Origin of the sequence: Jatrophihabitans sp. GAS493, assembly GCF_900230215.1 — a bacterium.
In the GTDB taxonomy this organism is placed as follows: Bacteria; Actinomycetota; Actinomycetes; order Mycobacteriales; family Jatrophihabitantaceae; genus MT45.
This window is the reverse complement of the sequence record NZ_LT907982.1, coordinates 4,361,694-4,381,980: the sequence shown is the minus strand read 5'-3', so window position 1 is coordinate 4,381,980 and position 20,287 is coordinate 4,361,694. Positions and strand designations below refer to the sequence as shown.

At 67.1% G+C, this 20,287-nt stretch carries 18 protein-coding genes and 1 riboswitch; of the genes, 14 read left to right on the top strand and 4 right to left on the bottom strand.

The features are described from left to right. Positions 1–28: 28 nt before the first annotated feature. From CPH63_RS20090 to CPH63_RS20060, 8 genes are all read left to right on the top strand, one after another. Positions 29–1,405 carry an aminotransferase class V-fold PLP-dependent enzyme gene (locus tag CPH63_RS20090; RefSeq protein ID WP_096304531.1) on the top strand — a complete coding sequence of 459 codons (1,377 nt, stop codon included), beginning with the start codon at positions 29–31 and terminating at the stop codon, positions 1,403–1,405. A 91-nt stretch (positions 1,406–1,496) separates the two neighbouring features. Next, a riboswitch (SAM riboswitch) is annotated at positions 1,497–1,610 on the top strand. Between the two features lie 19 nt (positions 1,611–1,629). After that, on the top strand, positions 1,630–1,743 hold the full coding sequence (locus tag CPH63_RS23825; RefSeq protein ID WP_371363597.1) for a putative leader peptide: 114 nt from the start codon (positions 1,630–1,632) through the stop codon (positions 1,741–1,743). A gap of 176 nt (positions 1,744–1,919) precedes the next feature. Next, on the top strand, positions 1,920–2,903 hold the full coding sequence (locus CPH63_RS20085; RefSeq protein ID WP_096304530.1) for an amino acid ABC transporter permease: 984 nt from the start codon (positions 1,920–1,922) through the stop codon (positions 2,901–2,903). After that, on the top strand, positions 2,900–3,709 hold the full coding sequence (locus CPH63_RS20080) for an amino acid ABC transporter ATP-binding protein (RefSeq protein WP_096304529.1): 810 nt from the start codon (positions 2,900–2,902) through the stop codon (positions 3,707–3,709). Before CPH63_RS20085 ends, CPH63_RS20080 begins: the two co-directional genes overlap by 4 nt. A gap of 78 nt (positions 3,710–3,787) precedes the next feature. Next, positions 3,788–4,834 carry a transporter substrate-binding domain-containing protein gene (locus CPH63_RS20075; protein ID WP_096304528.1) on the top strand — a complete coding sequence of 349 codons (1,047 nt, stop codon included), beginning with the start codon at positions 3,788–3,790 and terminating at the stop codon, positions 4,832–4,834. Between the two features lie 75 nt (positions 4,835–4,909). Beyond that, positions 4,910–6,007, top strand: coding sequence for an FAD-dependent oxidoreductase (locus CPH63_RS20070; RefSeq protein WP_096305308.1), 1,098 nt, complete (start codon positions 4,910–4,912; stop codon positions 6,005–6,007). Positions 6,008–6,050: 43 nt separating this feature from the next. Next, a complete protein-coding gene (locus CPH63_RS20065) occupies positions 6,051–6,767 on the top strand; it encodes a GNAT family N-acetyltransferase (protein WP_096304527.1) in 717 nt (238 codons plus the stop codon). Between the two features lie 47 nt (positions 6,768–6,814). Then, positions 6,815–7,771: a sulfotransferase gene (locus CPH63_RS20060; protein WP_096304526.1), complete on the top strand. Its 957-nt coding sequence runs from the start codon at positions 6,815–6,817 to the stop codon at positions 7,769–7,771. Position 7,772: 1 nt separating this feature from the next. On the opposite strand, the gene CPH63_RS20055 is transcribed toward CPH63_RS20060, so the two are convergent. Both CPH63_RS20055 and CPH63_RS20050 read right to left on the bottom strand, forming a co-directional pair. Beyond that, the gene (locus CPH63_RS20055; protein WP_096304525.1) at positions 7,773–8,684 is read right to left on the bottom strand and encodes a hypothetical protein; all 912 of its coding nucleotides are present in this window, start codon (positions 8,682–8,684) and stop codon (positions 7,773–7,775) included. Between the two features lie 36 nt (positions 8,685–8,720). Beyond that, a complete protein-coding gene (locus tag CPH63_RS20050) occupies positions 8,721–9,515 on the bottom strand; it encodes a hypothetical protein (RefSeq protein ID WP_096304524.1) in 795 nt (264 codons plus the stop codon). Positions 9,516–9,702: 187 nt separating this feature from the next. Here CPH63_RS20050 and CPH63_RS20045 point away from each other — a divergent pair, with 187 nt between their 5' ends. From CPH63_RS20045 to CPH63_RS20030, 4 genes are all read left to right on the top strand, one after another. After that, a complete protein-coding gene (locus CPH63_RS20045) occupies positions 9,703–10,149 on the top strand; it encodes a MerR family transcriptional regulator (protein ID WP_096304523.1) in 447 nt (148 codons plus the stop codon). Further along, a complete protein-coding gene (locus CPH63_RS20040) occupies positions 10,146–11,081 on the top strand; it encodes an SDR family NAD(P)-dependent oxidoreductase (RefSeq protein WP_096304522.1) in 936 nt (311 codons plus the stop codon). The genes CPH63_RS20045 and CPH63_RS20040 overlap by 4 nt, the downstream gene beginning before the upstream one ends. 159 nt (positions 11,082–11,240) lie before the next feature. Continuing rightward, on the top strand, positions 11,241–12,260 hold the full coding sequence (locus CPH63_RS20035; RefSeq protein ID WP_096304521.1) for an alpha/beta fold hydrolase: 1,020 nt from the start codon (positions 11,241–11,243) through the stop codon (positions 12,258–12,260). A 164-nt stretch (positions 12,261–12,424) separates the two neighbouring features. Next, complete coding sequence (locus tag CPH63_RS20030) at positions 12,425–14,074, top strand: aminotransferase class V-fold PLP-dependent enzyme (RefSeq protein WP_096305307.1); 1,650 nt, start codon at positions 12,425–12,427, stop codon at positions 14,072–14,074. A 106-nt stretch (positions 14,075–14,180) separates the two neighbouring features. On the opposite strand, the gene CPH63_RS20025 is transcribed toward CPH63_RS20030, so the two are convergent. Next, positions 14,181–14,501 carry a hypothetical protein gene (locus CPH63_RS20025; RefSeq protein WP_096304520.1) on the bottom strand — a complete coding sequence of 107 codons (321 nt, stop codon included), beginning with the start codon at positions 14,499–14,501 and terminating at the stop codon, positions 14,181–14,183. A 369-nt stretch (positions 14,502–14,870) separates the two neighbouring features. Between CPH63_RS20025 and CPH63_RS20020 the strand changes: the two genes are divergently transcribed. After that, the gene (locus tag CPH63_RS20020; protein WP_096304519.1) at positions 14,871–17,048 is read left to right on the top strand and encodes a glutamine synthetase III; all 2,178 of its coding nucleotides are present in this window, start codon (positions 14,871–14,873) and stop codon (positions 17,046–17,048) included. Between the two features lie 98 nt (positions 17,049–17,146). Here CPH63_RS20020 and CPH63_RS20015 read toward each other — a convergent pair whose 3' ends face one another. After that, complete coding sequence (locus CPH63_RS20015) at positions 17,147–18,343, bottom strand: acyl-CoA dehydrogenase family protein (protein WP_096305306.1); 1,197 nt, start codon at positions 18,341–18,343, stop codon at positions 17,147–17,149. 117 nt (positions 18,344–18,460) lie between these two features. On the opposite strand from CPH63_RS20015, the gene sppA reads away from it, so the two are divergent. After that, positions 18,461–20,140: a signal peptide peptidase SppA gene (sppA, locus tag CPH63_RS20010; RefSeq protein WP_096304518.1), complete on the top strand. Its 1,680-nt coding sequence runs from the start codon at positions 18,461–18,463 to the stop codon at positions 20,138–20,140. The last annotated feature ends 147 nt before the right edge of the window (positions 20,141–20,287 follow it).

The following is a 20,287-nucleotide window of genomic DNA, read 5'->3' as shown; positions in this document are numbered from 1 at the left end:
ATCCCCTGAGTATCTGGAGCACCTCGGAATGACGACACTTCTCGACCCCACTAGTCACCCCGCGCCGACCGGCGCCGACGCAGAGGCCGCGCTGGCGGCACTGGTCGGGGCCGATCAGCTGGTCCCGCTCATAGACGGGCCGCGGGTCCGCTACGCCAACCTCGACTACGCCGCGAGCGCGCCGTCGCTGCAGGTCGTTGCCGACCAGGTGAGCGCCATCCTCCCGCTCTATTCGAGCGTCCACCGCGGGGCCGGATACGCCTCGCAGGTCTGTACCGCCGCCTACGAGGCGGCCCGCAGCACGGTGGCCGACTTCGTGGGAGCGAGGGAGGGCGACGTGGTGATCTTCACCCGTAACACCACGGACGCGCTCAACCTCCTCGCGTCGGCGATCCCGGAGACGCCGACTTCGGCCGTTGTCTACCTGGACATCGAACACCACGCCAACCTCCTTCCATGGCAGGCCCGGGACGGGCGGGTGGTGCCGGCCCGGGAGACGCTGGCGCAGACCGTCGCCGCGTTGGAGGTCGAACTCGCCCGATCGCCGGCCGCGCTGCTCGCAGTCACCGGGGCCTCGAACGTCACCGGCGAACTGCTGCCGCTGGCCGAGCTAGCCGACCTGGCTCACCGCTACGGCGCCCGAATCGCCGTCGACGGAGCGCAGTTGGTGCCGCATCGCCGCGTCGACATCGAAGCCGCAGGCATCGACTATCTCGCCTTCTCCGGGCACAAGATCTACGCGCCGTTCGGCGCGGGCGTACTCGTCGGCCGGCGGGACTGGTTGGACGCCGCTGCGCCTCACCTGGCCGGTGGCGGAGCGGTGCGCAGCGTAAGTCTCGAGGCAACCGTCTGGACCGACGCGCCGGCTCGGCACGAGGCCGGGACCCCCAACGTCGTCGGCGCGGTGGCACTGGCCGCAGCCTGCCGGGCGGTGCGGGAGCTCCCGGCCGACGCCGTAGAACGCCACGAGGAGGCGCTGCTGCGCCGGCTGGACGAGGGGCTTGCCGCAGTGGGGGCAGTCCCCCTGCGACTCTGGGCGGCGGAGACGGAGCGAATCGCCGTAGTGACTTTCGTACTCCCTGGCTTCACCGCTGAGCTGGTCGCCCAATACCTATCAGCCGAACACGGCATCGGAGTCCGGGATGGAAAGTTCTGTGCTCACCCGCTTCTAACCCGATTCAATGCCACCGACGGGGCGGTGCGGGCCAGTGTTGGTCTGGGCTCCCGGTTAGCCGACATCGATCGGCTCATCTCGGCCCTGGCCCAGCTGCGAGCCGACGGCCCGGCCTGGACTTATGAACGAATCAATGGCTATCTGGCTCCGTCGCCCGATCCGAGAGAGCTCCCGAGTTGGCTCGAGCCGGACGATGCCGGCGGCCCGGCATCGCCCTGCGTCACCGGCTAGCGCCCATTGCCAAGCAATGGATCAATGTCTATGTGTGAAGTAGACAATAGAGTCTTTCTCTTTGCAACTAAAGGTGATAGCTTCTTCTCACGGTCATGAACGCCAGTAGATAGCCCCGGCTTGCTGGCTGGCAACCCTCGCGTCGCGGTGGGGTGCCCCGGGTGACGACCAGGTCAAAACAAAGATGTTTCGACAAGTGCGACTGACGATCAAGGAGATAACTCGTGCGAAGCGAGAAGCTTGCCGCTGGCCAGGCCCAGCCGCATTCTCTTGGTTGCCTCATTGAGCGGCGACACATCGACCTTGCGCGCGTCGCCAGCGCGCTGTGTCGCCGGTAGCTCCGTCTCCCTCGTAGTTGCCAGTCCGCTCCACGCTTCGAGCCAGGACCAGCTAGCGCTAGTCAGTTGCGCTGGATGGCAGAGCTGAGGCTGAGTGCTGCCACCAATCATCCACATCTTGTTGAAGTCTGACCGTGCGCTGCCATCGGGCGCTCGCGACTCTGTAGGAGTAATCCATGACCAATTCCCTCGCCCCGACGACCTCGGTGCCCCCGCCGTCGTCGACGCAGGAATCGCCACCGCGCCCACTCGCGGCGCAACGGGTGATCCCGCTACGTCATCCGTTCCGCTGGATCGCGACGATCGTCGTGCTGGTGGTATTGGCCCAGGTCGTGCACGGGCTCGTTACCAATCCGTTCTACCAGTGGGATCGCTTCCAGTACTGGTTCCTGCGCCCCGTCATCCTGCGCGGACTGGTGATCACTCTGAAGGTGACCGCCTGGAGCGCGGTCTTCGGGTTGCTCGGCGGTATCGTCCTCGCACTCGGGCGACTCTCGAAGAGCCCGGTGCTGCGCGCGGTCAGCTGGATCTACATCTGGCTCTTCCGCTCGATTCCACTGATCGTCGTCCTGCTGATCCTTTACAACTTTGGTGCCCTTTACAAGACGATGAGCGTCGGAGTGCCCTTTGGGCCGTCCTTCCTGCGATTCCAGGAGTCCCACCTGGCCAGCGACATGGTCATCGCGGTCATCGGTCTGAGCCTGAGCGAGGCGGCCTACGCCGCCGAGGTGGTGCGAGCCGGGATTCTCTCCGTTGATCAGGGTCAGCAGGAGGCGGCCGCCGCGCTGGGGTTGCCGAAGGGCTTTCAATTTCGTCGGATCGTGCTTCCCCAGGCGCTGCGCGCGATCGTGCCGGCCTACGTCAACCAGCTCATCGGTCTGATCAAGGCAAGCTCGCTGGTCTTCTACGTTTCGCTCCTCGATCTCTTCGGAGAGGTTCAGAGCATGGGCAGTACCTACCCCGGCGACGTCGTCCCGCTGCTACTGGTGGCCACCGTCTGGTACGTGATTCTGACCAGCGTCGTATCGATCGCGCAGTTCTACGTCGAGCGGTATTACTCGCGGGGCGCGCTGCGGACGATGCCGCTGACACCACTGCAGAAGCTACGACGCGCAGTCACCAACAGCGATTCGCGCCTGGAGATCGGGATGGGACGATGAGCGTCACGACGGAAGCCGGTCGAACCGCGGCGATCACGACGGTTCAGCCGGCGGTGGTAGAGATCCACGACGCGCACAAGTGGTACGGAAACCATCGCGTCCTCGACGGCGTCGACCTGACGATCCCGGCCGGGCAGGTGACGGTGATCCTGGGGCGATCGGGCTCCGGCAAATCGACGCTGCTGCGCGCCATCAACCACCTGGAGAAACTGGATGTCGGCTACGTCAGCATCAACGGCGAGCTGATCGGGGTGCGGCGCCACGGCGCCCGCTTGAAAGAGCTGAGCGAGCGCACGATTCTGCGTCAGCGGGAGAAGATCGGCTTTGTTTTCCAGAGCTTCAACCTCTTCCCGCACCTCACCGCGCTGGAGAACGTCTCCGCGGCACCGATCGCGACCGGACGGGCGTCGAAGGTCGAGGCGACCGAGACGGCTCGTTCCCTGCTCGATCGGGTTGGGCTGGCCGACAAGGCCGATGCCTACCCACGGCAGCTCTCCGGTGGCCAGCAACAACGGGTCGCGATCGCCCGGGCCCTGGCCCTGCACCCCGGAGTCATCCTCTTCGATGAGCCCACCTCGGCGCTCGACCCTGAACTGGTCGGCGAGGTCCTCGCGGTGATCAAGGACCTGACCTCGACCGGCACGACGCTCGTCGTCGTGACCCATGAGATCGGATTCGCGCGCGAGGTTGCCAATCAGGTCGTCTTCCTGGACTCCGGCCGCATCGTCGAGCAGGGGCCGCCCGAAGAGGTTCTGGACCGCCCGCAGCACCCGCGCACCAAGGAGTTTCTGAGCAGGGTCCTCTGACCAGCCAGCAGTTCGTCTCGGCCACCGGCCCGTAACGCCGGATCGATCCACCCTTCCGCTATATCAATTAGGAGAAGCATGTCCACGGCAACATCGAAGTTCACGACCAACCTGACGAGAGCTATCGCGACCGGTACCGCACTGGTCGCTCTCGCGGCGGGCCTCAGCGCCTGCTCAAGCGGTTCGTCGGCATCCACCAATGCGGCGGACACCTCCACCACCGGTGGGTCGGGCACCACCGTCGCCGTTGGGGCGCTCTCCAACGGAGCCGCGACGGAGGTCGACCTGAAGGTCGACCAGGTCGACTCGATCCGCTCCGAGGTCCCGGCTGCCGTTCTCGGCCGGGGCCAGCTGGTCATCGGTCTCGGACTGCTGCCCTCCGGTGCTCCACCGTTGGGCTACATCGGGTCTGATCAGAAGACGCTGACCGGCTCCGAGGCGGATCTGGGCCGGCTGGTCGCGGCCGTCTTCGGCCTGAAGCCGGTGCTCGACAACGCAACCTGGGACAACCTCTTCGTCGGTATCGACTCGGGAAAGACCGATGCCGGCTTCTCCAACATCACCGACACCGAGCAGCGCAAGACCAAGTACGACTTCGCCTCCTACCGCGAGGACAACCTCGGTTTCGAGGTGCTCAAGTCGAGCAGCTGGAACTTCGACGGCAACTACGAGAACCTGGCCGGTAAGACGGTCGCCGTGGGGTCCGGAACCAACCAGGAGAAGATCCTGCTGCAGTGGCAGACCCAGCTCAAGGGGGAGGGCAAGACCCTGACCGTCAAGTATTTCCCGGACCAGAACACCACCTACCTCGCCCTGAGCTCGGGCAAGATCGATGCGTACTTCACGCCGAACCCGTCCATCGCGTACCACATCACTCAGACGGCGAACACGCCGAGCCCGACCCGCAGTGCCGGCAAGTACTCAGGTGCCGGCACCACGTTGCAGGGATTGATCGCGGCGACTACGAAGAAGGGCAGTGGGCTGGCCAAGCCCATCGCCGACGCGATCAACTACCTCATCAAGAACGGGCAGTATACGAAGTGGCTCGCGGCCTGGGGTCTGTCGAACGAGGCCGTCACGACCTCCGAGGTCAACCCGCCGGGACTGCCGCTGACCAACTCCTGACGGTAGCTGCAGAACAGGGTGGGGGCGGCCAGCAGCGTCGCCCCCACCACCCACGGAATGAAGGGAAAGTACCCCATGGCGTTACGAGTAGCGGTGGTGGGCGGCGGAGTCATGGGCTCCTCGGCGGCGTGGCATCTCGCCGCCCGGGGTGCCGACGTGACGCTGCTGGAGCAGTACCCGCCCGGCCATGACCGGGGCAGTTCCCACGGAAGCTCGCGCATTTTCCGGCTGGCCTACCCCGACGACCTCTACGTCGGTCTGGCCCAGCGCGCCCTGCCGCTGTGGCGCACCCTGGAGGAGCAGACCAACACCTCGCTCCTCACCCTGACCGGCGCCGTCGACCACGGGCCGGCCGAGGCCACCGGGGCGCTGCATGACGAACTCTCCGCGGCCGGCGCTCGCTCCTACCAACTCGGCGCGGCCGAGGCAGCCGAACGGTGGCCCGGACTACGGATCGACTCGACCGCACTCTTCCACCCCGATGCCGGGCGGCTGCACGCCGACCGTGCCGTCGAGGCGCTGCAGACGGCGGCCGAGCTACACGGAGCCTCGATCCAGCACGGCGTGCAGGTCAATCACATCTCGACCACCGAGACCGACCGCGTGCAGATCGTGACCCGCGAGCAGGAGGTGCTCATCGCCGACGCGGCGGTGGTGGCCGTCGGAGGCTGGGCCCCGCAGACGGCCGCCCCGCTGGTCAACGGCCTGCCGGCGCTGCGGGTCACGCAGGAGCAGCCCGCTCACTTCACGGCCGCGGACGCTCTGGACTGGCCGAGTTTCATTCATCATCCGGGGGCGGGGTTCGGTGTCGCCGGTGGCGTGTACGGGCTCGGCAGCGACGATGGCGTCAAGGTCGGCTTCCACGCGGTCGGGCCGGTGGTCGAGGATGCCTACCTCCGGGACCGGAGCATCGACCCGGCCGCATTGGCCCAGCTGCAGGCCTACGCCGAACGCTGGCTACCGGGCGTCGACGCCGCCAGCGCCGAGGGCCTCACCTGCCTGTACACCACCACTCCCGATCACAACTTCGTCATCGACCGTCAGGGCCCGATCACGGTGCTGGCCGGCTTCTCCGGTCATGGCTTCAAGTTCGGCTCGGTGATCGGCGAACTGGCCGCCGATCTGATCGACGGCAAACCCGGGATCGCCCGCTTCGCCCTCGGGCCGCGCTGAACTCCTCAGCTCGCCCGACCAACCCATTGAACTGGAGCAATACATGTCCCATCCGGCTGCCCCAGAGCTGGCCCATCTGCTGGACAATCCGGCCCGAGCCGCGCTCCTCGGCCCGCATGCGCACTTCGCCGAACGGCGCGGGGAGGTGCTGCGCTATCCGGTCGACGTGAGCCCCTTCCTCGCCCTGCCCGACGAGCCGACCGATCAGGACTGGCGGGACGTCGCTGACCTGGTCGGCCCGGGGGGCATCTTTCCGGTCGCCGGCCTCTCCGTCGCACCGCCCGAGGATTGGAACGTCGTGTCGCGCGGCGCGGGAGTGCAGTTGGTCGATGACGGGATCACCCCGGCCTTCGACGACGAGGCGGTTCGTCTCACTGCGGCCGACGTTCCCGAGATGCTGGCTCTGGTCGAGCGCACCAAGCCGGGACCCTTCCTCCAGCGCACGGTGGAGCTCGGCACCTATCTGGGGATCCGGCGAAACGGTGCCCTCATCGCCATGGCCGGCGAGCGACTGCACCCGCCCGGCTGGACCGAGATCAGCGCCGTATGCACCGATGCCGACTACCGCGGACAGGGGCTGGCCTCACGGCTGGTGCTGGCCGTCGCGGCCGGAATCCGCGACCGCGGTGAGACCCCCTTCATGCACGCCGCGGCCAGCAATGTCAACGCGATCCGGCTCTACGAGTCGCTCGGCTTCCGTCTCCGTCGCAGCACGACGTTCGTCGGCGTGCAGGTTCCCGAAACCGCTCAAGTGGCCTGAACGTAATCTCTACTCCGTAGACAGAAATAGTTAGGTAGACTCCCCGGATGAGCTGGCCAGACTTCTTTCTCATCGGCACCCCCAAGGGTGGTACGACGGCGCTGCACTCGGCCCTGGTCGGTCACCCGCAGCTCTACCTATCGTCGGTCAAAGAGCCGAAATTCTTCCTCTGCGACGGCCGGCGACCGGCTCGATCGAATCAGGTCGGCCCCGGTGATGCGCACAGTGCCCGGGAGTGGGTGTGGCGTGAATCGGACTACCTGCGGCTATTCGCCGACGCGCCGGCCGGCACGCTGACCGGTGAGTCCACGCCCTTCTACCTCTACGACCAGGATGCCCAGCGGCGCATCGCGACGACGACTCCGGATGCCCGCCTCATCGCCGTGATCCGCGACCCGGTCGACCGGGCCTACAGCAACTGGACGCACCTGTGGTCCGACGGCCTGGAACCGGTCGCCGACTTCAACGAGGCGCTCGCGAAGGAGGATTCGCGCGTCGCGGCGGGCTACGCACCGTTCTGGCACTACGCCCGGGTGGGGCACTACGGCGCGCAGTTGAAGAATCTGTACGAGCTCTTCCCACGGGAGCAGGTGCTTGTGCTGCGCTACCGCGAGCTGGCTGAGGAGCCGGACCGGACGATAGCCGCGGTCTGCGACTTCCTCGGCGTCAAACAGCATCCAGCCGCCAAGTCGAAGCCGGACAACGTGCATCCCTACGTATCGCCGGGCATCCGGCAGCGACTCCTGAGCTCCACGATTCGAGCCGGAGCCGCCGTCGGCTCCTACGCGCCCCCGCAGATCTGGCGCAGCGTCGAAGGGCCGCTACGGTCGGCGCTACACGCCGGCGGTGGTCGCCGCCCGCAGCTGACGGTCGAACAGCGGCGGGATGCGCTCACCCGATTCGCCGATGACATCGGGTTACTGGAGGACGTGCTGGGACGCTCCTTCGACGACTGGCGCAGCGACGCCGGCCGGGGCGAGTTCAGCCAGCGCTGGCGGGGCTGAGTTACAGGCTGATCAGTTGCGTACGGATCTGGTTCGAGCCGTCGTCGGATGCGGCTTCGAAGTAGGCCCGGCCGGTTCCGTCGCCGAGGTCGACGACGCTGGCGTAGCGCAGCGTGTGCCGTCCATGCGGAGACTCGGCGATCTCAGCTGACGATGCCGTGAGGGCGGCGCCGATCGACGGGCCGGTGAGGGTGCTCGTCCGCTCGTACCAGTTCTCACTGGCGTCGGCGCGGCCGTCGTAGAAACCGGTCACCGAGCCGTCGGCGCGGGGAAGGATCGCGGCGACCCGTCGGCCGCGCCGATCCCACCCCGTCCTCGGTGGCGAAAGCACGACATCGCCCCAGGTCCAGGTGAGCCCGTCGATGCTTGACGCGTAGCGGGTGGTCATGCGATCCTCCGCGCCCGCCTCGTCCAGTGGATGGCAGCAGATCCAGGCGTGCCAGTTACCGTCCGCGTCGACGATCACGACCGGATCCTTCACCGCGGTCAACGCGTCGCCCGGCCAGGCGGTGACCCGCTGACCGTCGGCGAGATCGGCCGGGTCTTCGGCGTCGAAGGCGTCGATCCACCAGTGCTTGGAGCCCGGCGTCGAGAGGCTGACGTAGATGCGCCAACCGCCGTCCGGGCGCCGCACCAGCGCCGGGCGCTCCAGTGACGCGCAGACGAGGTCGTCTCGGGTCAGCGTGCAGAGCGTCTCGAACCGAACTCCGTCGACGGAACGGGCGACGACGTTGGCGTAGCCACGCCCCTCATTGACCGGACGGCGCAGGCGGTAGGCCAGGTAGATCGCATCGCCGCCCTGGATCGCGCTTGGACCGCCGGCCCAGTAGCCGTCGCCGGCGCCGGGCGCGGCTACGGCCAGCGTGCTGCTAGCGAAATCCAGGTCGGTGCGAACGTCGGTCCTCGTCTCCACGAGTCATGACGTTATAGGAGCGCTCTGCGGCCGGTTTTAACCCTCGTCCGTCTGCGTCTGCATAACCGTCGGGAGCGGCGCGGAGCGCTCCCAGACCACGCCGCTGAAGCAGGCGATGGTGACCCACCCGTAGCCGAGGACCGCACACCAGGTCATCAGTCCCATCGCAACCCCGATCGGGCCGAAGCTGGTCCAACCGGCGAGCAGGTAGGGGAAGATGAGGCGGGTCGCCAGGGCCAGCACCACTCCGTCGATCAACACTCCGGCTAGTCCCGCCTCGGCCAGGACTCGCTTACCGCGGGCGCCGTCGCGCACGAGCAGCACCGGAGTCAGCGTCCAGAAGAGCCACACGGGCACTAGCGAGAGTGCGAAGAAGACTGGTTCCAGCAGGCCCTTGTGGTTGATTCCGAAGCTGATCCGCTCGCGGACGATCAGCATCGACAGGTACACCACGAACCAGATGGCCCCGCGCCAGAGGCGCTCCAGAATCGAGTACTGCTCCCGCCGCCACGCTTTGGCGAACATGCCGGCGACGGTGATCGCCATCGGGATGCCCCAGATCAGGAATCCGGCCAACCCGAGGACGGTCCAGGTGGAGCGCAGAGCGTCGGCGCTGCCGAAGGCTTGCCTGACGTTCTCCTCGGTCGCTCCGGTGAGATCGAGCTGCCGGTCGACCAGGTTACCGATGCTGGCGTCGCTGGCGAAGTCACTGAAGTACCCGAAGCTGAGGATCATCAGCGGGAGCACGGTGGTGAAGAGCTCGATGGCCATCAGCGCGCCGTAGGTGGCACCGTCGATCTCGACGAAGCGTCGCCCGATTGCGACAAACAAGCCGGTCCGTCGTCCCGCCTCGAGTCTGATCGCGCGCTGCTGGGCCGTCTGGCGGAGGCGGGCAAGTCGATCTGTTTCCACTGGCGGTGCCTTCTGGGTCGGGGCAGTAGCTGACCCTAACCCAACACCGCGGCGCTCGGTGTCGCCGCCTTGACTTGAAGCGCTTCAAGTTCTCCATACTCATGGAGTGCCTGATCTGACAATTTCCGCTGCGGCCGCACGCTCGGGCCTGCCGGAGAGCACGCTGCGCTATTGGGAGCGCATCGGGCTACTGCGACCCGTCCAGCGCGAGGAGTCCAGTGGCCACCGCCGCTACTCCCCGGAGGAGGTCACGCTGCTGGAGACGCTGGCCAATCTCCGCGCCGTTGGCCTGAGTATCGAGGACATGCGGGTCTACCTCGCTCAGCATCACCGTGGAGACGAGGCGGCGGCCGAGCAGCGGGCGTTGTTTCAAGCGCATGCCCAGAAGCTCGAGTCGGAGCTCGCAGCCCTGCAACTGCGGCAGACCTACCTGGCCCTGAAGGTTCGCTACTGGGACGCGCGCGAGCGGCGAGACCTGGCGGCGGCAGCAGAGATCGCGGCCGAACTCGGCCCGGTCATCCGGGCCATCAACCCACGAGAGAAGAGCTCATGAGTACACGCGTCGCATCACCCTTCGACTTCCACAGCACGGCGGCCGACGTCGTCGCCGGCCTCGACCTGAGCGGGCGCCGGGCGCTGGTCACCGGCGCGGCCAGCGGGATCGGCGTCGAGACGGCTCGGGCAATGGCCGCCGCCGGTGCGAGCGTGATCATCGCGGCTCGCGACCATGACGCCGCTGAACGGACCGCCGTCGACATCCGGGCCACCACCGGAAATCCGGACGTGCAGAACGCCCAACTCGACCTGCTTGATCGCACCAGTGTGGATCGGCTGGCCGCCGAGGTCACCGGCGCGCTGCACATCCTGGTCAACAACGCGGGTGTCATGGCGCTGCCGGAGCTGCGGCTGAGTCCGGAGGGGCATGAGCAGCAGTTCGCGACCAATCACCTCGGGCATTTCCGCCTTACCGTCGCGCTGCTGCCGGCGCTCCGGGCGGCGCAGGGGGCCCGGGTGGTGTCGGTCAGCTCGCGGGCGCACCTGAATTCCCCGGTCGTCTTCGACGATATCGACTTCGCGCACCGCCCCTACGACGCCGCCCTGGCCTACGCGCAGTCGAAGACGGCCAATGTTCTCTTCGCCGTTGGCGCGACTCGTCGCTGGGCCGAGGATGGGATCTTCGTCAATGCTCTGCATCCGGGTGCGATCGCCGACTCCAACCTCTCCCGTCACTACGAACCGGGAGTACTGGACGCACTTCGGGCGTCCGGGCGGTACACCTTCAAGACGCTGCAGCAGGGGGCGGCCACCAGTGTCTTCGTCGCGACCGCCCCGCAGTTGGACGGGATCGGCGGCCGCTACTTCGAGAACAGTCAGCAGGCGGTCGTGGGCGACCCCGGTGCCTGCGGGACGGACGCTGCCGGGGTGGCCCCGTTCGCACTCGACCCGCAGGCGGCCGAGCAACTCTGGGACGTCTCCGAGCGCTGACTCTCCGCTTCTGGCCATTTGGCCGGGAATCCCGCAGCGACGGATCACGAAACATCGTTGTCTCGTAGCGGTCGTATTCTGCGGTTCCGTTGACTGAGACAGCCCGTCAAGGGAACTCGGTCGACGCGGAGGTAGCCGACGGATACACCGAGGAGCGCCGTGCCCCGACGAGAGCGTCAACCGACCCGCATCGGCGCGCGACGAGATCCGGTGGTCGAGGTGGCTTCCCACGTCATCCATGGATACCGCCGCGTCTACCGGATCGCCGGTTCTGGGCCACCGTTGCTGTTGATCCACGGGATCGGTGACAGCAGCCGTACCTGGGAGGCGGTCATACCGGCCCTCGCCCGAAATCACCTGGTCATCGCCCCGGATCTGCTCGGCCACGGTCAGTCGGCCAAGCCCCGAGCCGACTACTCCGTCCCCGCCTACGCCAACGGAATGCGTGACCTTCTGGGCGTCCTCGGCATCGATTCGGTCACCCTGGTCGGGCATTCGCTGGGTGGCGGCGTAGCCATGCAATTCGCCTACCAGTACCCGGAGCGCACTGAGCGCCTGGTGCTCGTGGCCAGCGGCGGATTGGGCCAGAGCGTCTCGCCGGTGCTGCGGGCGGCCACCCTTCCGGGGGCCGAATGGGCGCTCTCATCGCTGCGGTTCCCGGGCACCCGGAGCATCGTGTCGGCCGGAGTCGGGATTCTGCAGCGCCTGGACACCGGCCTCGGAGTCGACGCCGGTGATCTGCGTCGGGTCGTCGACGCGCTCCCGGACGCCACCGCGCGGGCGGCGTTCATCCGGACCCTGCGCGCGGTGGTGGACTGGCGGGGCCAGGTCGTCACGATGCTCGACCGCTGCTATCTGGTGGCCGGTATGCCAACCCAACTCATGTGGGGTTCGCGCGACAGTGTGCTGCCGATCGGGCACGCGTACACCGCGCAGGCCGCGATGCCCGGCAGCCGGTTGGAGATCTTCGAGGGGGCCGGGCACTTTCCGTTCCGCTCCGACCCGATCCGCTTCACCCAGCTACTGGAGGACTTCGTCTCGACCACCAAGCCGACCGAATTCAGCCAGGAGGACTGGCGGGAGCTGCTGCGGGAGGGGCGCGGGGCGACCCGTCCGAAACGGGAGAATCCGGAGTTCGGACGGCAGCTGAAGGCCGCCAGCGAACGCTCTGCCACCTGAGGTTAGGCAGCCAGCCGATAGGCGTGGGAAGCTCGAAGGGGCACGATCTCGATCAGCAGAGACGGCTTGCGCGATAGGAGCCTTCGGCAGTGAGTAGTGAAGCGAAGCAGCAGACCGCCCTCCTCGAACGCATCCGGGCCTCGGTCATCGGCGACGACCAGGTGATGCCTGGCCCCTACGGCCGCCGCCGCGTCACCTACGCCGACTACACCGCCTCCGGCCGCGCGCTCAGCTTTCTGGAGGAGTTCCTCCGCGACGAGGTGCTGCCTCGCTACGCCAACACACACACCGAGTCCAGCGGAACCGGTCTGCAGACCAGCCGGCTGCGCGAAGACGCTCGCACGATCATCCGCGACGCCGTGGGCGGGGACGACGACACCGTCGTCATCTTCGCAGGCTCGGGGTGTACCGGTGCGATCGACAAGCTGATCGGCATCCTGGGACTGCGAATCCCGGCCGGGCTCGACGATCGCTATCACCTGAGCGAGAAGATCCCGAGCGTCGAGCGGCCGGTGATCTTCATCGGCCCGTTCGAGCACCACTCGAACGAACTGCCGTGGCGTGAGTCGATCGCCGACGTCGTCGTCATCCCGCAGGACGTCGACGGTCACATCGACGCGGCAGAACTGGAGCGCGAGCTGGGCAACTACGCAGATCGTGCCGTAAAGATAGGCTCATTCTCCGCGGCCAGCAATGTGACGGGGATCGTCAGCGACACCCATCGGATCTCGGCGCTGCTGCACCGTCACGGGGCCCTCTCCTTCTGGGACTTCGCCGCCGCCGCGCCGTACGTCGAGATCCAGATGTACGACGACCCCAACCGTGCCGACCATGACCCGCTGGCCTACAAGGACGCGATCTTCCTGAGCCCGCACAAGTTCATCGGCGGCCCGAGTACCCCGGGCATCCTGGTGCTGCGTCGCGAGCTGATGCGAAATCGCGTGCCGGATGTTCCCGGGGGTGGCACGGTGGCCTACGTCAACCCGACCGATCATCGCTACCTCGCCGACCCGGTGCAGCGCGAGGAGGGCGGAACGCCGGAGATCATCGGCTCAATCCGGGCCGGGTTGGTGTTCCAGTTGAAGGAGGCGGTCGGCATCGACCTCATCCGGGCCCGCGAGGAGGGCTTCCTGCGACGCGCGGTGGCTGCGTGGCAGCAGGAACCGGGCATCGAGATCCTCGGCAACCTGGATGCCGAGCGGCTGTCCATCGTCTCCTTCGTCGTCAAGGCGCCGAGCGGTCGGTATCTGCATCACAACTACGTCGTTTCGCTGCTGAACGACCTCTTCGGCATCCAATCCCGTGGCGGCTGTTCCTGCGCGGGGCCGTACGGGCATCGACTGCTCGGCATCGACCTGGAGCGTTCGCACGAGTTCGAACGCGAGATTGCCCATGGCTGCGAGGGGATCAAGCCGGGTTGGGTGCGGGTCAACTTCAACTACTTCATCTCCGACACGGTCTTCGACTACATCATCGAAGCGGTGCGGATGGTGGCTCGCCACGGAGTCGCGCTGCTCACCGACTACACCTTCGACCCGGCCAGCGGTCTCTGGCGCCACCGGGACGGGTTGGTCGAGCCGCCGCTGCGGCTGAGTCAGGTCGGGTACGGCCCGGACGGCTCGATGCAGTACCCCGATCGTGACGACACCGCCGCTGAGTCCGAACTCGCCGTCTATCTCCAGGAGGCGGCTCGAATCTTCGCGGCCGCGACGGCGGCGGACGGCGACGCGACCGGCGGCGGGGTGGTCTCCGACGATTTCGATCATCTGCGCTGGTTCGATCTGCCGGCCGCCTGCCTGGAGCCGGCCGGCTAACGAAGCAGACAACAGGGTCATTGCGCATCGCCGTCGGTGGGGGAGGACGTGCCGTGGGCTCTGACTGGGTCGCAGCCCACGGCACGCCTCAGGTAGTTATTGCGGGCTACGAGTAGTAGCAACTCCCCTGGTCGATACGGCTGCGCTCGACCTGGCCGACGGTGCCGCTGTAACGGGCTAGGTAGTGATACGAATCCGCGTAGTCGAGGACGCGAACCAGTGCGCCGGCCGGGATGTAGAAGACGATCGTGGTCGGACTGGTGTATAGCGGGGCGACGCTGTTGGTGCGGCACAGCTGGTTCGGCTGGGCTGCATGCGCGGGGGTAGCCGCCACCAGTGGGGCGACTACGGCGGCGCCCAGTGCGACGGTTGCGACCGCCAGACGAGTCCGACGCTTGGTGCCCGCAGGCCGAGAAACGGTCTTCATGCAGTTCTCCTTTGTGTCGCTGAAAGCCAGTAGCTTTCTCAGATCCCTGTTAGATCTGATTACAATAGTTACTCAAATATCTCATCACGATTACTCACCGTTGACAACCCCTCGGTAACTTGAGTGCTGGGATCTCCTCTTGGCTATTGACCCGGTGGGCAGGCCCGGGAGGCTCGCTGGTAATAAGCGGTACGAAGCGCTACGCGTCCCCTCGCAATACCTGTCGTCAAGAGCGTTCGACGACACGCCGCGCATTGCTGCGTTCATCTTCGCGTAACGCCCAGGGTGGGGTTCGCCGCTACGGTCGTTCGGCCAGGAGACGTCAGCTCCCGGCTGACACGGCACATCCGCCGTTGAATGGGGACTCACATGAGTGGAAACAACGTTCGACTCCAGGCGATCAAGGACGTCCAGGCCTACGTCCCGCCAGCGCCCTCCTACGTAACGGAAGAGGCGCCGGGTTCAGTCTTCGGCGAGAATGTCTTCAGCCTCGCGGTCATGCAGAAGCGACTGCCGAAGCTCGTCTACAAGTCCATCGTCGCGACGATCGAACACTCCGAGCCGCTCGACCCGATGGTGGCCGATGCCGTCGCATCAGCAATGAAAGACTGGGCAATGGAGAAGGGTGCGACCCACTACTCGCACGTCTTCTACCCGCTCACCGGCCTCACCGCCGAGAAGCACGACAGCTTCTTCGAGCCGGCCGGCGGCGGCCTCTCACTGGCCGAATTCGCCGGCAAGACTCTGGCCCAGGGCGAGTCCGACGGTTCCAGCTTCCCGAGTGGCGGCCTGCGCAACACCTTCGAGGCCCGTGGCTACACCGGCTGGGACCCGACCAGCCCCGCCTACATTCTCGACAACCCGAACGGCAAGACGCTCTGTATTCCGACCGTCTTCGTCTCCATGTTCGGTGACGCCCTCGACCACAAGACCCCGCTGCTGCGCTCCCAGCAGTCGATGGCCAAGCACGCCGAGCGGGTGCTGCGTCTCTTCGGTCACGAGAACCCGGACCACGTCGTCTCCTTCTGTGGCGCCGAGCAGGAGTACTTCCTGGTCGACCGGCACTTCTTCCTGGCCCGTCCTGACCTGCTCAACTCCGGCCGCACGCTCTTCGGCGCGAAGCCGCCGAAGGGGCAGGAGTTCGACGACCACTACTTCGGCGCCATTCCGGAGCGCGTCCTGGGCTACATGATGGATTGCGAGCGGGAGCTGTTCAAACTCGGCATCCCGGCCAAGACTCGCCACCAGGAGGTCGCACCCGGACAGTTCGAACTGGCCCCGATGTTCGAGCGGGCCAACCAGGCCGCCGACCACCAGCAGCTGATCATGACCACGCTCAAGCGGCTGGCCAACAAGCACGGCATGGAGTGCCTCTTCCACGAGAAGCCGTTCGAGGGCGTCAACGGCTCGGGCAAGCACGTCAACTTCTCGCTCGGCAACTCGACCGAGGGCAACCTGCTGCTGCCGGGTGACACCCCGCACGAGAATGCCCAGTTCCTCGTCTTCTGTGCCGCGGTCATCCGCGCCGTGCACAAGTACGGTGGCCTGCTGCGGGCGTCGGTAGCCTCGGCCAGCAACGATCACCGCCTGGGCGCCAACGAGGCCCCGCCGGCGATCATCTCGATTTTCCTGGGTGATCAGCTCTCCGACGTCTTCGACCAGATCGCCAAGGGCGGGGCTACGTCGTCGAAGGAGAAGGGGACGCTGATGATCGGCGTCGACACCCTGCCCGTGCTGCCGACCGACCCGGGTGATCGTAACCGCACCAGTCCGTTCGCCTTTACCGGCAACCGCTTCGAGTTCCGCGCACCGGGCTCGCTGCAGTCAGTGGCCGGCCCGATGGTCACCATCAACACCATCATGGCTGAGGCACTGGACTACATCGCCTCGGTGCTGGAGGCCGACGTGGCCAGCGGCACCGAGTTCAACGTCGCCGTGCAGAGCATTCTCGGCGAGATCATCACCAACCACGGTGCCGCCGTCTTCGGGGGCAACGGGTACTCCGACGACTGGCAGGTCGAGGCTGAGGCTCGCGGCCTGCCGAACCTGCGGACCACGATCGACGCCCTGCCGGAGCTGATCTCCGAAGACGCTATGGAGCTCTTCTCCAAGTACGGCGTCTTCAGCCACCGCGAGATGCACAGCCGCTACGAGATCGGCCTCGAACAGTACGCGCAGAACATCTCCGTCGAGGCGCGCACAACGCTCGAGATGGGGAACACGGCCGTTCTCCCGGCGGCGGTGCGTTATCAGACCGAGATGGCGCTGAACTTGAAGGCGCTCAAGGGGGCCGGCCTGCATGTCGACAAGGGCCCGCTGGAGGACGTCTCGGCCCTGGTGACCGACCTGCGCAACGGGCTTGACTCGCTGAAGGCGGCGCTGGTCGAAGGCTCCGGATTGGCTCCGCTGGAGGAGGCCACCCACGCCCAGAAGGAGCTGCTTCCGGCGATGGCGGCGGTTCGGGCCGCCGCCGACCAGCTGGAAGGCATCGTGGCTGATGACCTCTGGCCGCTGCCCACTTACCAGGAGATGCTCTTCATCCTCTAGCGCACGAGTCGGGCCCGAACCTCCTGCAGTATGTGCACTCCGACGCACATACTGCAGGAGGTTCGCCGTCTTCCGGCCTCTTCCGGCCTCTTCCGGCATCAGGTGAAGGCACTGATGCCGGTGATGGAGCGGCCGACCATCAATGAGTTGATGTCGCGAGTTCCCTCATAGGAATACAGCGCTTCGGCGTCGTTGAAGAAGCGGGCGATCCCGTATTCGAGGAGAATCCCGTTACCTCCCAGGAGCTCGCGGGCCCAGGCCACCGACTCGCGCAGCCGGGTCGTGCAATAGGACTTGGCCAGCGCCCCCTGCTCGTCCTGGAACACACCCTGGTCCTGCAGCTGAGCCACCCGTACCGCCATCCCGAAGGACGCGGTGAGATTGCCCAGCATCCGCGACAGCAGGTCCTGGATCAGCTCGAAGCTGGCGATCGGCTTGCCGAACTGTTCGCGGTCCTGCGCGTACTGCACGGCGATCTCGTAGACGGCCATCATGGCCCCGACGGCGCCCCAGGCCACCCCGCCGCGAGTCTGACGTAGCACGGTGTTGGTGTCGGCGAAGGAGTCCGCATGCTGCAGGCGGTTCGCCTCCGGCACCCGGACGCCCTCGAAGCCAAGGTCGGCGTTCTGCACCGTCCGCAACGCAAGCTTCCCCTCCATCTTGGTCGCCGTGAAGCCCGGCATCTCCTTCTCTACGACGAAGCCCTTCACCGAGTCGTCGGCGACGTCGCGGGCCCAGACGATGATCAGGTCGGCGAAGGTCCCATTGCCGATCCAGCGCTTCGCGCCGTCGAGCACCCAATCGTCACCGTCACGGCGGGCCGTCGTCTCCAAGCCGCCGGCCACGTCCGAGCCGCCGTGCGGTTCGGTTAGCCCGAAGGCGCCGATCTTCTCGAAACGTCGCATCGCCGGCAGCCAGCGGTCGCGCTGCTCGTCCGAGCCGCAGTGGTAGATGCTCCCCATCGCCAGCCCGCTGTGAATGCCATAGAAAGATGAGAAAGACGGGTCGATGCGGGAGAGCTCAAGACTGATGAATCCGGCTAGCAGCCGTCCCGCGCCGGGGCTACCCGGGAGGTCATACGGGACGCTCGCGAGGTCGAGCGCGGCGAACCCGGGGATGAGTTGGAACGGAAACTCGGCCTGGGCCCACTGCTCGTCGGCGATCGGTGCGAGTTCGCGCTCCAGCCACCCCCGCAGCGTCTCCAGCCGTTCGATCTCCTCCTTCTCCAGCAGACTGCGATAGGCGAAGAAGTCGGCATCGAGATCGGCGCGGGCGCCGGGAATGGGATCGGCCATGCAGAGTTCCTTCCCAGAATCGGCGCGATCCACGCGTCTGGGGAGTTAAATGCCCGGAATCCGGGCATTCAACTCCCCAATCGACGGCAAGTGCGGCCGGGGCCTACCGTGAGGTGCATGCCTTCGCTGCCTGCCCTTCCCGGCCCACTGGCCGGCTTCACCCACCGCGCGTCGCTCATCCTGGAACTCGACCTCACCTCGCCACCGGCCTCACCGGAACCGGGGGATCGGCTGGCCGGGCTGCTGCTGCGGGGACGGCCTTTGCTCTCGCCGACCCTGCGTGCACTGCATGAGGCGGGGGAGGACCCGCGAGTCGGCGGACTGATCGTCAAGGTCGGAGGACGGCTGCCCTGGGCGATGGCGCACGAGCTGCGACAGGGCGTTCGCCGGTTCGTCAGCAGCGGCAAGCCGACGCTGGCCTGGGCTGAGAGCTTCGCCGACGGTGCCGACATGGCCGCCTACATGCTGGCCGCGGCCTGCGGGGAGGTCTGGCTACAACCCGGCGGTGGCCTGGGCCTGCTCGGGGTCGGCATCGAGACGACCTTCGTTCGCGGGCTCCTCGACCGGCTCGGGGTGGAGCCCCAGCTCGAGCAGCGCTACGAGTTCAAGAACGCCGCCGACCGGATCATGCGAACCGGCTACACCGACGAGCATCGCCTGGCGCTGGACCGACTGGCCGAGTCGATCTTCGACACCGCGCTGGAGGCGATCGCCGCCGATCGCTCGGTCGGCGCGGACGAGTTGCGCCGGCTGATCGACGGCGGACCCCGGACCGCGCCGGAGGCCCGCGACGCCGGTCTGGTCGATCGCCTCGGCTACCGCGACGAGGCGTACGCCGCGATCCGGTCGCAGGCGGGGGCGGACGCTGAGCTGCTCTTCGCCGACCGGTGGCGTCCCCGGCGTCGTCCGCCGACGCTGCCCGGACGGCGCCGGGGACACGTGGCGCTGGTCGAGGTGCGCGGTGGCATCGCCTCCGGGCGCTCGCGCCGCTCGCCGATGGGGCGCCAGACCGGTAGCGATTCGATCGCCATGGCGCTGCGTTCAGCGGCCCGCGACGAGCAGGCGAAGGCCGTCGTGCTGCGGGTCGATTCCCCGGGCGGGTCGGCGGTGGCGTCTGAGGTGATCTGGCGGGAGGTCTGCCTGCTTGGCGACGCGGGCAAACCGGTGATCGTCTCGATGGGGGAGGCCGCCGCGTCGGGTGGCTACTACATCGCCTGCCCGGCCGATGTGATCGTCGCTCAGCCCGCCACGCTCACCGGCTCCATCGGTGTCTTCGGCGGCAAGTTCGTCACCCGGGAGCTGAGGGAGCGTATCGGCCTGACCTCTGACTCGGTGCAGCACGGAGACCGGTCATTGATGTTCTCCAGCCGACGCCGCTTCAGTGACGCCGAACTGGAGCGGCTGGCCGCGATGATCGACGGCATCTACGACGACTTCGTCGCCAAGGTGGCCTCCGGGCGCAGGCGTCCGGCGGCCGAGATCGAAGGCCTGGCTCGTGGGCGGGTGTGGACCGGCGCCGACGCCTTGGACGTGGGGCTGGTCGACGAGCTCGGTGGGCTGCGCGACGCGGTGCGCATCGCCCGGGAGCGCGGTGGATTGCCCAAGCGGGCTCCGGTGCGGCATCCGGGGCACGTGCCGGCCATCGAGCGGCTGGGACGTCCGCGCAATAGCGAGGATCCCCGGGCACAGCTCACCACCCGGCTGCCGCGCCTGGGTGGGATCACCAGCGATCTGGCCGCTGATCTCGGCCTGCCGATGGAGATCGCCCTGAGAATGCCGGAGATTTCGCTTCGCTGAGCGCAGCCCGAGCGAAGCGAAGTCTCACCGCGCCTTGAACCGCCGAGCCGCCAGCACCGCCAACCCGCCCGCAGCCAGCAGCAATGCCCCGATAATTGCTGTCATCGCTTCGTCGCCGCCGGTGGCGGCCAGCGGCTGCTCGTCGGC

Coding starts and splice junctions, on each gene's coding strand:
- CPH63_RS20090 (WP_096304531.1), top strand. CDS start 29: ATGACGACACTTCTCGACCCCACTAGTCACCCCGCGCCGACCGGCGCC.
- CPH63_RS20085 (WP_096304530.1), top strand. CDS start 1,920: ATGACCAATTCCCTCGCCCCGACGACCTCGGTGCCCCCGCCGTCGTCG.
- CPH63_RS20080 (WP_096304529.1), top strand. CDS start 2,900: ATGAGCGTCACGACGGAAGCCGGTCGAACCGCGGCGATCACGACGGTT.
- CPH63_RS20075 (WP_096304528.1), top strand. CDS start 3,788: ATGTCCACGGCAACATCGAAGTTCACGACCAACCTGACGAGAGCTATC.
- CPH63_RS20070 (WP_096305308.1), top strand. CDS start 4,910: ATGGCGTTACGAGTAGCGGTGGTGGGCGGCGGAGTCATGGGCTCCTCG.
- CPH63_RS20065 (WP_096304527.1), top strand. CDS start 6,051: ATGTCCCATCCGGCTGCCCCAGAGCTGGCCCATCTGCTGGACAATCCG.
- CPH63_RS20060 (WP_096304526.1), top strand. CDS start 6,815: ATGAGCTGGCCAGACTTCTTTCTCATCGGCACCCCCAAGGGTGGTACG.
- CPH63_RS20040 (WP_096304522.1), top strand. CDS start 10,146: ATGAGTACACGCGTCGCATCACCCTTCGACTTCCACAGCACGGCGGCC.
- CPH63_RS20030 (WP_096305307.1), top strand. CDS start 12,425: ATGCCTGGCCCCTACGGCCGCCGCCGCGTCACCTACGCCGACTACACC.
- CPH63_RS20025 (WP_096304520.1), bottom strand. CDS start 14,501: ATGAAGACCGTTTCTCGGCCTGCGGGCACCAAGCGTCGGACTCGTCTG.
- CPH63_RS20020 (WP_096304519.1), top strand. CDS start 14,871: ATGAGTGGAAACAACGTTCGACTCCAGGCGATCAAGGACGTCCAGGCC.
- CPH63_RS20015 (WP_096305306.1), bottom strand. CDS start 18,343: ATGGCCGATCCCATTCCCGGCGCCCGCGCCGATCTCGATGCCGACTTC.
- sppA (WP_096304518.1), top strand. CDS start 18,461: ATGCCTTCGCTGCCTGCCCTTCCCGGCCCACTGGCCGGCTTCACCCAC.